This is a genomic window from Flavobacterium sp. N2820 (genome assembly GCF_025947285.1).
In the GTDB taxonomy this organism is placed as follows: domain Bacteria; phylum Bacteroidota; class Bacteroidia; order Flavobacteriales; family Flavobacteriaceae; genus Flavobacterium.
Genome location: NZ_CP110008.1, coordinates 349,201 through 362,850, shown reverse-complemented (window position 1 = coordinate 362,850; position 13,650 = coordinate 349,201). Strand labels below are relative to the sequence as shown.

13 protein-coding genes are annotated in these 13,650 nt (G+C 31.7%); 5 read left to right on the top strand and 8 right to left on the bottom strand.

Features of this window, described 5'->3' with window-relative positions; genetic code table 11:
* Positions 1 to 86: 86 nt before the first annotated feature.
* The 8 genes from OLM52_RS01755 to tgt all read right to left on the bottom strand — a co-directional run bounded on the left by OLM52_RS01755 (position 87) and on the right by tgt (position 8,492).
* Complete coding sequence (locus OLM52_RS01755; RefSeq protein WP_264549435.1) at positions 87 to 770, bottom strand: response regulator transcription factor; 684 nt, start codon at positions 768 to 770, stop codon at positions 87 to 89.
* Positions 771 to 1,565 carry a sensor histidine kinase gene (locus OLM52_RS01750; RefSeq protein WP_264549434.1) on the bottom strand — a complete coding sequence of 265 codons (795 nt, stop codon included), beginning with the start codon at positions 1,563 to 1,565 and terminating at the stop codon, positions 771 to 773.
* A gap of 621 nt (positions 1,566 to 2,186) precedes the next feature.
* On the bottom strand, positions 2,187 to 2,495 hold the full coding sequence (locus OLM52_RS01745; RefSeq protein ID WP_264549433.1) for a hypothetical protein: 309 nt from the start codon (positions 2,493 to 2,495) through the stop codon (positions 2,187 to 2,189).
* Between the two features lie 95 nt (positions 2,496 to 2,590).
* Positions 2,591 to 4,141, bottom strand: coding sequence for a replicative DNA helicase (dnaB, locus tag OLM52_RS01740; protein ID WP_264549432.1), 1,551 nt, complete (start codon positions 4,139 to 4,141; stop codon positions 2,591 to 2,593).
* A 142-nt stretch (positions 4,142 to 4,283) separates the two neighbouring features.
* Positions 4,284 to 5,237 carry an acetyl-CoA carboxylase carboxyltransferase subunit alpha gene (locus OLM52_RS01735; RefSeq protein ID WP_264549431.1) on the bottom strand — a complete coding sequence of 318 codons (954 nt, stop codon included), beginning with the start codon at positions 5,235 to 5,237 and terminating at the stop codon, positions 4,284 to 4,286.
* Positions 5,238 to 5,307: 70 nt separating this feature from the next.
* Positions 5,308 to 6,195: a DMT family transporter gene (locus tag OLM52_RS01730; RefSeq protein WP_264549430.1), complete on the bottom strand. Its 888-nt coding sequence runs from the start codon at positions 6,193 to 6,195 to the stop codon at positions 5,308 to 5,310.
* The gene (locus OLM52_RS01725) at positions 6,182 to 7,270 is read right to left on the bottom strand and encodes an LptF/LptG family permease (RefSeq protein ID WP_264549429.1); all 1,089 of its coding nucleotides are present in this window, start codon (positions 7,268 to 7,270) and stop codon (positions 6,182 to 6,184) included. Before OLM52_RS01725 ends, OLM52_RS01730 begins: the two co-directional genes overlap by 14 nt.
* A gap of 91 nt (positions 7,271 to 7,361) precedes the next feature.
* Complete coding sequence (tgt, locus tag OLM52_RS01720; protein ID WP_264549428.1) at positions 7,362 to 8,492, bottom strand: tRNA guanosine(34) transglycosylase Tgt; 1,131 nt, start codon at positions 8,490 to 8,492, stop codon at positions 7,362 to 7,364.
* A gap of 255 nt (positions 8,493 to 8,747) precedes the next feature.
* Here tgt and OLM52_RS01715 point away from each other — a divergent pair, with 255 nt between their 5' ends.
* The 5 genes from OLM52_RS01715 (at position 8,748) to OLM52_RS01695 (ending at position 13,638) form a co-directional block, all read left to right on the top strand.
* Positions 8,748 to 9,593, top strand: coding sequence for a transketolase (locus tag OLM52_RS01715; protein ID WP_264549427.1), 846 nt, complete (start codon positions 8,748 to 8,750; stop codon positions 9,591 to 9,593).
* 4 nt (positions 9,594 to 9,597) lie between these two features.
* Entirely contained in the window at positions 9,598 to 10,242 is a 645-nt protein-coding gene (locus OLM52_RS01710; RefSeq protein WP_264549426.1) for a hypothetical protein, read from the top strand.
* Positions 10,243 to 10,265: 23 nt separating this feature from the next.
* The gene (locus OLM52_RS01705) at positions 10,266 to 11,219 is read left to right on the top strand and encodes a transketolase family protein (RefSeq protein ID WP_264549425.1); all 954 of its coding nucleotides are present in this window, start codon (positions 10,266 to 10,268) and stop codon (positions 11,217 to 11,219) included.
* A 645-nt stretch (positions 11,220 to 11,864) separates the two neighbouring features.
* Positions 11,865 to 12,326 (top strand): hypothetical protein, encoded by a 462-nt coding sequence (locus OLM52_RS01700; RefSeq protein WP_264549424.1) that lies wholly within the window; start codon positions 11,865 to 11,867, stop codon positions 12,324 to 12,326.
* Positions 12,327 to 12,543: 217 nt separating this feature from the next.
* Positions 12,544 to 13,638, top strand: a complete 1,095-nt coding sequence (locus tag OLM52_RS01695; protein ID WP_264549423.1) for a DUF695 domain-containing protein — start codon at positions 12,544 to 12,546, stop codon at positions 13,636 to 13,638.
* The last annotated feature ends 12 nt before the right edge of the window (positions 13,639 to 13,650 follow it).

The window sequence follows — 13,650 nt, the reverse complement described above, 5'->3', positions numbered from 1 at the left end:
TTGGCTACGTAGTTCTTGTGGTAACTATACTTGTGTATTTTGTTTTAGTATTTCAATTTTGTAGAAGCTACTAAATCAAGAAGTTTTTATGAATTATTATATTCGTCGAGTTTTACAATTTTATTTTGAATAGCGAATATTACTAATCCTGCAACATTTTTTGATTGCGTTTTTAATAGTAGATTATTTCTGTGCCCATCAACAGTTCTGGTACTAAGACACATCATGTCTGCAATCTCTGTGGAGCTGTATTGCTTACAAATTAGTTCTAGGATTTCTTTTTCTCGAAGCGTTAGAAAATCTTCATCTAATACTGTTCTAGAGCTTCCACTTGACAAAACATCTTGATGAATAACTTCCATCACACTATCACTATAGTAAAATCCTTTCTTTGCCACTTCATTAATAGTTTTTAACATATCGTATGGAGTTGAACTTTTAACTAAATAAGAAGCTGCGCCAACATTAATCATATTGGCTATAAAAGACTTTGTATTGTAGCTTGTTAAAGCTATAATTCTGATTTGAGGAAAATTTTTATGGATAATTTTTGTTGCTTCAACCCCATTAGTTAATGGCATTTTTAAATCCATCATAATAATATCGGGTAAATTTTCATGAGTAGATTCGTTGAGTTTATCAATTAATTCTTTTCCATTTGAAGCTTCAAAAAGAATTTCGATGTTTTCTTCTCTATTCAATAAAAAAAAGATTCCTTTTCGGAATAACTCTTCATCGTCCGCTAGAAAGATTTTTATTTTTTCGCTCATTTATTTAAAATTAAATATAATTTTAACACCTCCATTAGGCTTTGAATCAATAGAATATTTTCCTCCAATAAAGCTAATTCTACTTTCTATATTTCTCATTCCCAAACCTTTTTGATTATCGGTGTTATTTAAATCAAAACCTAATCCGTTGTCTGTATAAATACAAACTTTTTGGTCTTCTAATTTAATAAATTGGATTGAAATATCAGTTGCATTTCCGTGTTTAATCGAATTATTTAGTAACTCTTGTAAAATTCTAAAAACATGTAAATGTTTATCAATATTTGAACTATCAAAATTAATAGTATTTTCAAAAACAACTTTAACTTTTTTTGTACTATTATATTCCTCTACAAGTTCTTCGATACCAGCATTTAAACCAAATTTTTCCAAAACAGGAGGCAATAAATTATGCGCAATTCTTCTAGAACTTTCTAAAGCATTTTGTGTAAAGGTGATAATATTATTGGTGATTTCTTCAATTTCATCATTCGTCAAATTTGGTGTTTTGAGCAAATGGCTATTTATTGAAACTACATTCAGCTTAGAGCTAATATCATCGTGCAAGTCTTGAGCAATGCGTTGTCGTTCTTCTTCTTGGGTTACAATTACAGACTTTAGTAATTGCTTTTGGTGTTCAATTTCTAACTTTTTTTTATCAACTTCTATTTGCACAATTTTTTTTCTAGAGAAGTAAAAAAACAAAACCAAAATCAAAAACATAGAAATAAAAGCCAATAGTATAAAAAAGACGGCTTTGATTAATTCTGTATTTTCTAAGCTAATTGAGTTCATATTTCTTAAAATAAATGACTTTCCATTGTATAAAGAAAAAGCTAAATTTTATAAATTGTAGAACAATGTTAATATCTATTATAAAATCATTAAACGATCGGATTTGAAACGTATTATTCAATTCATATAATAAAAAAATGAATGTACTACAAAACAAGTATAATAAAATACCAATATTGGCATACTGAAAGGCTTTTGTCTCATTTAAATTATTATATAAATGCATAACACCATAGATTATGATAGGAATTGTTGTAAGATAGGTTTCTAATAAACTATATTCAAAAAACATCCTTGGAATAAATAAATATCTTGACAAAAGAAATATAGGCAATACTATTAAGAGCGAATATAAAAGATATAATTGTTGCTTCGTTTTTAAAAGCGTTGCATAAAAATAACTTAACATTACGAATTGAAATAATTCATAAAAATGAGAAGTAAAAATATTATATATACCAAACCATTTCCATAATTTTGAGGAAATAAAATCTATTAAAAGTACCCCAAACAAATAAATAGTAAAAATTTTATAGGCTTTTCCATTTCTGAAAAAACCTATAAAATACAACAAGCATAATAATGCTGATGTTAAATATAAATATTTAGAATCAAGCAAAATTATGGATTATATAATGGACTACTAGTATCACAACAAGAAGGACAAGGTTGTGTAAAATCATAAATTAAATGTTCTTCATCAATTAAATCTTTCCCTGATGAATCAACACCTACTAACATTAATTTTTGAGTACCCGTTTCATCCACACCCATATATGCTCTAACATCAACAACACCTTCTGCTGCTAATAGTTCTGTTAGGGCTTCACCTGGAATTAAATGACCTTTTGCTAAATCTTTTGGGGGGTTGTTTCTCCAAGACAATGCCCATGTTTGAGCTTCTTCAAGTGAAATTGTAAAATCTGGCATAATTTGTTATTTTTTTAAATTGTTTAATTAAAAGTAAGAAAAATATTGTTTAAACAAAAAAAAACAGACCAAATGGTCTGTTTTGTCGTTGAACGTTAAAATGGAACATCGGAATCGTCGTCTTCCATAGAATTCATATTACTTCCAAAGGCTTCATTAGGCGTTGGTAGGTTTGGCGTAATGAATGGATTACTATCATCTAAATTCATTTTTGAAGGTAATGAATCAAAAGGCGAACTAAAATCATCTAAGTTTTCAAATTTTCCTAAATTACCAACGAATTTTAAACGAATTTCATCTAAACCTCCATTTCTGTGTTTTGCCACTATAAATTCGGCCTGACCTTGTGTTGGTGTACGTTCTTCATCATCCCATTCATCAATTTTATAATATTCTGGTCGGTATATAAACGATACGATATCGGCATCTTGCTCAATCGCCCCCGATTCACGAAGATCGGAAAGCAAAGGTCTTTTGCTTGAACCACGTGTTTCTACAGCACGTGATAACTGAGAAAGTGCAATTACCGGAACATTTAATTCTTTTGCTAATGCTTTTAAGTTACGGGAAATGGTTGAAATTTCTTGCTCACGGTTTCCACCACCTTTTCCATTTCCACCAGCTGTCATTAATTGTAAATAATCAACAACAATCATTTTAATACCATATTGTGATGAAAGTCTACGGGCTTTTGCACGTAAATCAAAAATGGATAATGATGGTGTGTCATCAATATATAAAGGTGCTTTTTCCAGATTTTTTACTTTTATCGAAAGTTGCTCCCACTCGTGTTTTTCTAATTTTCCTGTACGAAGTTTTTCAGAGGACAAACCCGTTTCAGATGAAATCAAACGTGTAATTAGCTGAACTGAGGACATCTCTAAAGAGAACAAAGCTACGGGATGACCATAATCTACAGCCATATTTCGCGCCATAGAAAGCACAAAAGCAGTTTTACCCATACCTGGACGAGCTGCAATAATAATTAAATCTGAAGGCTGCCAACCTGAAGTCAATTTGTCTAAGTTATGGAAGCCAGTTGCAATTCCACTCAGACCTTCTTTTCCTGCAATTTCTTCAATACGCTTTTTAGCCTGAATAACTAAACTTTGTGCGGTTTCAGAACTACGTTTGATGTTTCCTTGTGTTACTTCGTATAATTTTGATTCGGCTTTGTCTAATAAATCAAATACATCCGTGGATTCATCATAGGATTCTTCGATAATTTCACTTGAAATCTTAATTAAACTTCGTTGAATAAATTTTTGAAGAATGATACGTGAGTGAAACTCAATATGAGCCGAAGATGATATCTTTTGGGTTAACTGAATCAAGTAAAAATCACCACCTGAAAGTTCTAATTTTCCACTTTTCTTTAATTGAGCAGAAACGGTTAATAAGTCAATGGGTTGTGTTTCGTTAAACAATTGTACAATTGCCTCAAAAATATGCTTGTGTGCCTCTTTATAAAAGGCATCTGGCTGCAAAATATCAATCACCTCATCTACCCCTTTTTTATCAATCATCATGGCGCCAAGTACAGCTTCTTCAAGGTCTAACGCTTGAGGAGGTAGTTTTCCTTTTTCCAAATTGATAATGGTAGTTTTATCTACTTTTATCGGGTTCATATTTCTGATATTTTCCATAGTGCTAAGGTAACCTTTTTTTATAAAATTCTAATTTGAGTTCTCAATACTCGACTGTTAATAACTATATTTTATTGTTAATAAGCCAAAAAAAATCCGAAACTTTGAGGCTTCGGATTTTTTACTATTTTGAAAACAAACGCTATTCTTTAAATTCGCCCATTTTACTATATTTATCCATTCGCTGTAATACTAAATCTTTTGTTGATAAATCTTTTAATTCATTATAAGCTTTAGTAATATATTGTTCTACTGTTTTAAAAGTAGTTTCTTTATCATAATGTGCTCCCCCAAGAGGTTCTGGAATAATATCATCGATTAACTTTTGCTTTTTCATGTCATAAGACGTTAATTTTAAAGCTTCAGCTGCTTGTTCTTTGTATTCCCAGCTTCTCCATAAAATAGAAGAACATGATTCTGGTGAAATTACAGAATACCAAGTATTTTCTAACATATATACTCTATCACCAACACCAATTCCTAATGCTCCACCCGATGCACCTTCACCAATAATTACCGAAATAATAGGTGTTTTTAAACGTGCCATTTCGAAAATATTTCTTGCAATTGCTTCTCCTTGACCTCTTTCTTCCGCTTCTAATCCAGGATAAGCTCCAGGCGTATCAATCAAAGTTAGCACAGGAATATTGAATTTTTCTGCCATTTTCATTAAACGCAATGCTTTTCGATATCCTTCAGGATTTGCCATACCAAAATTTCTGTATTGGCGCATTTTTGTATTCACTCCTTTTTGCTGTCCAATAATCATGAACGATTGTCCATCTATTTGACCTAGACCACCAATCATGGCCTTATCATCTTTGAAATTTCTGTCGCCAAAAAGTTCTAAAAAAGTTCCTTTAGTTAAATTTGTAATATGTTCTAAAGTGTATGGACGGTTTGGGTGTCTTGAAAGTTGAACACGTTGCCAAGCAGAAAGGTTTTTGTATATTTTTTTCTTGGTTTCTTCTAATTTTTTTTCAATTTGCTTGCAGGTGTTTGACACATCTACATCGGACTCTTGACCTATAATTTGGCATTTATCTAATTGGTCTTCAAGCTCTTTAATTGGTAATTCAAAATCTAAATATTCCATAATCGGTTTATTTGGGTTTGTGTTTGTTGTTACAAAGATAAAATTTTCATTGAACTTTATAAACTTATCTTTAATTTGTTGGTAACTTTTTACGACTTTTTACAATTCCATTTGCAATAACAGTCGCTAAAATTATGATTGCACCTATATAAAACATAGGCGACATTTTTTCGTTTTCTGGAAAAATTAGAAGCACTAAAATGATACCATAAATAGGTTCTAAATTGATGGTTAACATAACTGTAAATGGGCTCAAAAACTTCATTACTTTGACGGAGGCCGAAAAAGCATAAGCCGTGCAAATTGAAGACAATAAAAACAACCACAACAAATCATTTGACGAAAGTGCAAAGAATGCAGGAGTGAAACTATCCGCAAAAAACAAGTAAATGCTTAAGAATAAAAAGCCACTGGACAATTCATATACAGAAATCACATTTGGACTATATTCTTTAGCGTATTTTCCATTGATTACCGAAAAAAGTGCCGATAAGAACGCTGAAGTTACAGCCAAATATATTCCGGTGGTATATTGAGTTTCTACTTTAAAAATAATACCTAATCCAAAAATAACAATTAAACCGAAAAGTACTTCGTACCAAATGATTTTGCGTTTGTAAAAAATAGGTTCTAAAATGGATGCAAAAAAGGCTCCAGTTGACAAACACGCTAGTGTTATAGATACATTTGAAACTTTAATAGCTTGATAAAATGTGAGCCAATGCAACGCAATAATAATTCCGGAAACAATAAAACCCACTAAAACATTGAAAGGCACTTTAATTCTTTCTTTGTTAATCAGTACAACAAAGGTCATAATTACCGATGCAAACAGCATACGATACCAAACCAAATCCAAGGCTTCAAGCGAAATTAGTTTGCCTAAGACCGCCGTAAATCCCCAAATAAATACAATTACATGAAGATGTAAATAGCTTTTTAAATTATCGTTTTGCATTGCGAAGTAAGTAATAAGCTAATATTCCGAATACAAAATTAGGCAACCACACCGCAATAAAAGGCGGAATACTAGATTTTTCAGCCAAAGTTCCAAATACTTTATCAAAAAAGATGAATACAAATGCGATTACAATTCCAATGGCTAAGTTAATCCCCATTCCTCCTCTTCTTTTCATGGAAGAAACTGCAACAGCAATAATTGTTAAGATAAAAGCAGAAATAGGTAAACTAAATTTTTTATAGAAAACCACTAAATAGGTATTGATATTTCCGTTTCCTCTGGCTCTTTCTTTATTAATAAAGGTATTTAATTGACCAATTGTCATTGTTTCTGCTACATAAATTACAGGTGTTAAATCATCAGGCTCAAAATTATAAGCAACATCGATTTTATCTTTGGACAGAATTTGGTCATTCATGGGTCCAACTATTCTTTTGTTATAATTATATAAGGTATATTTTTTTGTTTTTTCATCATAACGAATTCGGTTTGCATTCACTTTTTCGATCAAAAGATTATCCTTAAAGCGTTCGTAAGTGAAATTAAAACCCGTTTGAGACAAATAATTATAATTACTCACATAAATGTTTTCTTCTACCTTACCTTCTTTTTTGATTTGTCTAAAAACATCACTTGTTTCTCTAGTTTTAGAATTATTTTTTAAATTTTCATATCTAAAATCATTAAAGCCTTTACTTGCTTTTGGCACTAAAAAAAATCCCATTAATAAAGCAAAAATCGAAACAATTACTGCACCATAAATAAACGGTCTAAGAAATCTAGTAAACGAAATTCCAGAACTCAAAATGGCAATAATTTCGGTATTATTGGCTAATTTTGAAGTGAACCAAATAATAGATAAAAACAGAAAAATAGGAAATAATAGATTGGCAAAATACACGGTAAAATCCCCATAATACACCAAGATATCGGCTAACGGAATTTTCTTTTCGATCATTTTGTTTACTTTTTCCGAAACGTCAATCGTAATTCCAATAGGAATAAACATGATCAACATCACCGAAAAGGTAACTAAGTAGCGTTTTAATATGTATTTATCTATTATTTTCATCCTAAAATTTAGAATTTAAAATTTAGAATTTAGAAAAATGAATGTTTTTACAATCGATTACTTTCTAAATTCTAAATTCTGATTTCTGACTTTATAATCGTTGACTCATTTGAACCACCATTTTATCTTTCCATGCTCTAAATGTTCCGGCAATAATTTGTCTTCTTGCTTCGCGCACTAACCACATGTAAAAACCTAAGTTATGAATGGTTGCAATTTGTTTTCCTAAAAATTCATCTGCAGCAAATAAGTGTCTAAGATACGCTTTCGAATATTCGGTATCTACCCAAGTGTGCCCCATTTCGTCAATTGGCGAAAAATCGGCTTCCCACTTTTTGTTTTTCATATTCATGGTGCCGTGAGCAGTGAACAACATTCCATTTCTGGCGTTACGCGTTGGCATCACACAATCAAACATATCAATTCCTAAGGCAATGTTTTCTAAAATATTGATTGGCGTTCCCACACCCATTAAATACCTTGGTTTGTCTTCTGGAAGAATTGCAGTAACAATTTCGGTCATTGCGTACATTTCTTCAGCTGGTTCTCCTACTGAAAGTCCGCCAATAGCATTACCTTGAGCGCCTGCATTTGCAATATATTCAGCCGATTGTTCTCTCAAATCTTTATAAGTACTTCCTTGAACAATTGGAAAAAACGTTTGTTCGTAACCGTATTTAAATGGTAATTTTTCTAAATGATTGATACATCTATCCAACCAACGGTGTGTCATATGCATTGAACGTTTTGCATAACGATAATCACAAGGATAAGGCGTACATTCGTCAAAAGCCATGATAATATCAGCACCAATAGTACGTTGAATTTCCATTACATTTTCTGGTGAAAAGAAATGATACGAACCGTCAATGTGCGATTTGAATTTAACCCCTTCTTCTTTAATTTTTCTATTTGAAGAAAGTGAATACACTTGATAGCCACCAGAATCGGTTAAGATATTTCTGTCCCAATTCATAAATTTATGCAAACCTCCAGCGGCTTCTAAAATTTTAGTTTGAGGTCTTAAATATAAATGATAGGTGTTTCCTAAAATAATATCGGGATTAATATCTTCTCTAAGCTCTCGTTGGTGTACTCCTTTTACAGAAGCAACCGTTCCTACGGGCATAAAAATTGGGGTTTCAATAACACCATGATCGGTTGTTATTTTTCCAGCTCTGGCTTTACTATTTGGGTCTTTGGTAATTAAATCAAACTTCATATTGTGCTTTTACGAACGGCAAAGATAAATTAATTTAGAATTCAGAATTTAGAATTTAGAATTATTTGTGAAAAACAAATGGAAAATTCCAATTCTGAAATTCCAAATTCCAACTTACTGCTCCTCACTTCCTTCTCCCTGCTTCCAGCTTCCATCACAAATCACAAATCAATTCTTAATAACTTCTAATAAAATGATTTGTACCACCAAAAAAATAAAATTACTTTTGCATCAATTAACACATATACTTTTATAATGTCTAACACGCAACAACTACAAGATTTTACAACACAAGTTCGAAGAGATATTCTTCGTATGGTTCATGCCGTAAATTCAGGTCACCCAGGAGGTTCTTTGGGATGTGCTGAGTTTTTGGTTACCCTGTACCAAGATGTCATGAAACGTAATGAAGGTTTTGATATGAACGGAATTGGCGAAGATTTATTCTTCTTGTCTAACGGACATATTTCTCCTGTTTTTTATAGTGTTCTAGCTAGAAGCGGCTATTTTCCAGTAGCTGAATTGGCAACCTTTAGAAAATTAAATTCAAGATTACAAGGGCATCCAACTACGCACGAAGGATTACCAGGAATCCGAATGGCCTCAGGTTCATTAGGACAAGGAATGTCGGTTGCAATTGGTGCAGCGCAAGCTAAAAAACTAAACAACGACAACCATTTGGTTTTTGCGCTTTTAGGTGATGGTGAATTACAAGAAGGTCAAAACTGGGAAGCCATTATGTATGCTTCGGCAAAAAAAGTAGATAATTTAATTGCAACTATTGATTTAAACGGAAAACAAATTGACGGAACTACTGATGAAGTTTTGGCAATGGGAAGCATTAAAGCGAAGTTTGAAGCATTTGATTGGATCGTATTAGAAATTGAAGCAGGTAATAACATTGATGCTATCAAAGCTGGTTTAGCTGAAGCAAAATCAAAATCAGGTAACGGAAAACCCGTTTGTATTTTATTACATACCGAAATGGGTAATGGAGTAGATTTTATGATGCACACACACGCTTGGCACGGAAAAGCGCCAAATGATGAGCAATTAGGAAACGCATTAGCACAAAATGTTGAAACTTTAGGAGATTATTAATCATATGAACCTTTTTAAAGTAACATTTATTATATTCTCTTTCTTCTTTGGACAAAATCTATTTTCACAAAAATATTCATTTAAAATTCAAGGACAATATTCCCATTACGAAAATGAAAATTCAGAAAAAGCGGATAGTAAAATAGTTTTTTTATGTAATAATGAGGATGATACAACAATGAAGTTTTTTGTTGTTAATGATACTGTTAAAAACATTTCTATTTTCGATAAAAAATCAAGTAAAGTGTTTTTTTCTGAAGGTGGATTTATTTTAGACAATAAAACGAATCTCAATTACAAATTATCAAATTGTAAATTTGATGCAAGAGAATTATTTTATGAAGAGAAAACGAATAAAAATGTAACGGTTTCTACAGATGCAATTGGTGAAGAAAACATCATAAACATTAGAGAAACCAAAAAGAGGAAAACCATATACGATTTATATATAAAAACAGTTAAAAACTCAAAATACATAAACACTCAAAATTTCACTATTGGGATGATTACACATCATAGAATATGGGACATATATAAAATTAATAGTGAAGTTATTTTAGAAAGTTACTATCTAAAGGACAATATCAAAACTGATATTTATAAATTAGATAATATTGAAGACGTTAATTTTGAGATTACATTAAAATAATCTCTACTAAAGAAAATAATATTATGAAAAAATATACCAACACAGGCAGTAAAGATACCCGTTCGGGCTTTGGAGCTGGAATGACCGAATTAGGTCAGAAAAACGAAAACGTTGTGGCACTTTGTGCGGATTTAATTGGTTCATTAAAATTTGATGATTTCAAGAAAAACCACCCAGAGCGTTTCTTCCAAATTGGAATTGCAGAAGCGAATATGATTGGAATTGCAGCTGGATTAACCATTGGTGGAAAAATTCCTTTTACAGGAACTTTCGCTAACTTTTCTACAGGAAGAGTGTATGACCAAATCCGTCAATCAGTAGCGTATTCCGATAAAAATGTAAAAATTTGTGCTTCACACGCCGGATTAACTTTAGGAGAAGATGGTGCAACACACCAAATTTTAGAGGACATCGGGTTGATGAAAATGTTACCTGGAATGACAGTAATCAATACTTGCGATTACAACCAAACCAAAGCGGCTACTTTAGCGTTAGCTGATCATCACGGACCTGCTTATTTGCGTTTTGGACGCCCAGTGGTGCCTAACTTCATGCCAGCTGACGAACCATTCGTAATTGGAAAAGCCATTGTGTTAAATGAAGGAACAGATGTTACGATTATTGCCACTGGACATTTAGTATGGGAAGCATTAATAGCAGCGGAAGCGTTAGAAGCAAAAGGTATTTCTGCAGAAGTAATCAACATTCACACAATTAAACCATTAGACGAAGAAGCAATTCTAAAATCGGTAAAGAAAACAGGTTGTGTAGTTACAGCTGAAGAGCATAACATTATTGGTGGTTTAGGCGAAAGTGTTTCTAGAACCTTAGTGCAAAATAATTTAGTACCACAAGAATTTGTAGCCGTTAACGACAGCTTCGGAGAGAGTGGAACACCAGACCAATTAATGGAAAAATACGGTTTAAACAGCGCAGCCATTATTGAAAAAGCAGCGAAAGTAATTTCAAGAAAGTAATCGTTTTACTTATATAACACAGAACCTGATGCTTGTTTTTAGCATCAGGTTTTTTTTTATCGCAATCTTTTGTACTTTAAGTTTTGTTTGAGCTCCATTTTAATTGCTATTGCCTTCTATTTTTTTATTGAACCTGATAAATATAATCGTTTCTTCAGATACTTTTTTCAATTGCTGTACAGCAATTTGATAATTTCCCTAGGGGAATAAATCATTTTCCCTAGAGAAACCACTTCATTTCCCTAGGGAAATGATTTTACTTTCCTTAGCAACTAAAAATTAAGTTATAGATGAAGAATAAAAAACACTATTTTACCAGAAGTTTAGAGGGAGTATTAAATTAGCTTCAATTAACAAACCTGTTACGCTACCTTAACTTCGTCACAGTTATGCAACTTACTTGTTAAAAAGTAGAGCGGATTTATGATACATTCAAAAATTATTAGGGCATTCGAGTATAAAAACCGCGACAATTTATACGCATTTAACCAAAACTACTGTAGACAAAATTCAGAGTCCATTGGATTGTATGGTTGATATAACTAGTACGACAAAACTGGAAGATTAATTTCAAAAATTAAAAAAGTTGTATATATTTGATGATATTTACTAGTTAACTGCAATTCTAAAAAACGCCTGGGAATCATGAGAAAATCAACATTAATATTACTAATGATTTTATTTCAACTGAAAGCCAATTCTCAAGAAATTGATAGTTTAAATGTTTATTCTAATGCGTTAAAAATTCATATTTCACATAAAATAGAATTCTACAAGAATAATCCTAAGTTAAAATTTTCTGATGAACTATATTTAGAAGAAAATGAATTTACAACAAATAAAATACCGAAAGTTATTTTGGGCAAAAAAATAACTATTGTTAATAAAGAGGATATTTATAATTTAACAAAATCAAATAAACTTGTATCAATTATTTCAATTAGACCAGCAACATGGAAAAATGGAAGTCTTAGAATTATGGTAATTGATCTTTTTGCAATTAAAAGTAGAAAAAAAGTCGCCTACACTAAAGTTGGAGGAAGTGAGTTTGAAATTAAAGATTTTACTTTAAATGAACTAAATAGAATACATGGAAATTATGATTAAGAACTGCAGTTAACACGTGTTTCACGCTATTGCTGGGCTTGCGCTTGCTATTTAGTCTTCGTGGAAAATAATCTGGTGGCTACAATTCTATCTTTCAAATTAATTTTGTAGGTTTGTTTGGTTCGTGCTTGCAGCAGCAACAGACGCAAAGCACGGGAACGTTAGCGGTCAGGCTAAACAGACATCCTACAAAAATTAAAATTACTTTGACAGACATATGAGTTTTCTAAAAAATATCTTCGGAAAGAAAGACGAACCAATCAAAAGCTATTTTGACTTTTGGACTTGGTTCCAAAAAAATGAAAAAGACTTTTATAATGTTGTTAAGAGCAGACAAAACATTGAGAAAGGATTTTTTGACAAATTATCACCTAAACTCGGAGAACTAAAAGACGGCTATTTCTATTTAACGGGAATGTTTGACGACAACACAGTTGAATTAGTTTTGACGGCAGACGGAAATACAAAGAACATTGTATTTATTGAAGAACTTGTTGCTTCTGCCCCAAATATTAATGGTTGGAAGTTTACTGCATTAAAGCCAGCATTGAATATTGAAGATGTTTCTATTGAAATGGCAGGATTAAAGTTCAACTCGGAGAATTTATATTTTTATTCTAACGACCTGCCAAATTATCCAGACGAAATTGATGTTTGTATTACTCACAATGATATGAATGACGATAATAGACAGCAAATAATAAATGGGACTTACATTTTTTTAGATAATTACTTAGGAGAACTTGATTTTGTAAATAACATTGACAATTTACAAGTAATAGCAAAAAGCGAAGCCAAAAAAGAACTTGTGCCTATTGCTAAACTTAAAGATTTTTTAACTTGGCGACAAAAGGAATTTGTAGAAAAATATGACGGTGTGAGATATGACACTGAAAATGACGAATATTCAATAATGGAAGCCAAGTTAGAAAGTGGCAATATGTTGCTTGCTGTTATCAATACAAACTTATTGGAATGGGACAGACAAGCATCACACCCTTGGCTTGCAGTTATGACATTAAAATATGATGGAAGCAAAAACAATGGAATGCCCAATAACGCTGATTACGAACTTTTGGGAACTATTGAAGATGAAATTATGCTTTCCTTAAAAGACAAAGATGGAAATTTAAATATTGGCAGACAGACAGCCAATAATGAAAGAGATATTTATTTTGCTTGCAACGATTTTAGAAAAGTATCAAAAACGTTTAATGAAACACAAAAAAAATATGGTGACAAATTTGAAATAGAATATGATATTTACAAAGACAAATATTGGCAGACATTTGAAAGATTTAAGCAACACTAAAGAAGCCCAGCC

Excerpts from the sequence above, each read along its gene's own strand:
- OLM52_RS01750 (WP_264549434.1), bottom strand. The coding sequence starts at position 1,565 with ATGAACTCAATTAGCTTAGAAAATACAGAATTAATCAAAGCCGTCTTT.
- OLM52_RS01715 (WP_264549427.1), top strand. The coding sequence starts at position 8,748 with ATGTCTAACACGCAACAACTACAAGATTTTACAACACAAGTTCGAAGA.
- OLM52_RS01745 (WP_264549433.1), bottom strand. The coding sequence starts at position 2,495 with ATGCCAGATTTTACAATTTCACTTGAAGAAGCTCAAACATGGGCATTG.
- OLM52_RS01725 (WP_264549429.1), bottom strand. The coding sequence starts at position 7,270 with ATGAAAATAATAGATAAATACATATTAAAACGCTACTTAGTTACCTTT.
- OLM52_RS01755 (WP_264549435.1), bottom strand. The coding sequence starts at position 770 with ATGAGCGAAAAAATAAAAATCTTTCTAGCGGACGATGAAGAGTTATTC.
- OLM52_RS01705 (WP_264549425.1), top strand. The coding sequence starts at position 10,266 with ATGAAAAAATATACCAACACAGGCAGTAAAGATACCCGTTCGGGCTTT.
- tgt (WP_264549428.1), bottom strand. The coding sequence starts at position 8,492 with ATGAAGTTTGATTTAATTACCAAAGACCCAAATAGTAAAGCCAGAGCT.
- dnaB (WP_264549432.1), bottom strand. The coding sequence starts at position 4,141 with ATGGAAAATATCAGAAATATGAACCCGATAAAAGTAGATAAAACTACC.
- OLM52_RS01730 (WP_264549430.1), bottom strand. The coding sequence starts at position 6,195 with ATGCAAAACGATAATTTAAAAAGCTATTTACATCTTCATGTAATTGTA.
- OLM52_RS01735 (WP_264549431.1), bottom strand. The coding sequence starts at position 5,237 with ATGGAATATTTAGATTTTGAATTACCAATTAAAGAGCTTGAAGACCAA.
- OLM52_RS01710 (WP_264549426.1), top strand. The coding sequence starts at position 9,598 with ATGAACCTTTTTAAAGTAACATTTATTATATTCTCTTTCTTCTTTGGA.
- OLM52_RS01700 (WP_264549424.1), top strand. The coding sequence starts at position 11,865 with ATGAGAAAATCAACATTAATATTACTAATGATTTTATTTCAACTGAAA.
- OLM52_RS01695 (WP_264549423.1), top strand. The coding sequence starts at position 12,544 with ATGAGTTTTCTAAAAAATATCTTCGGAAAGAAAGACGAACCAATCAAA.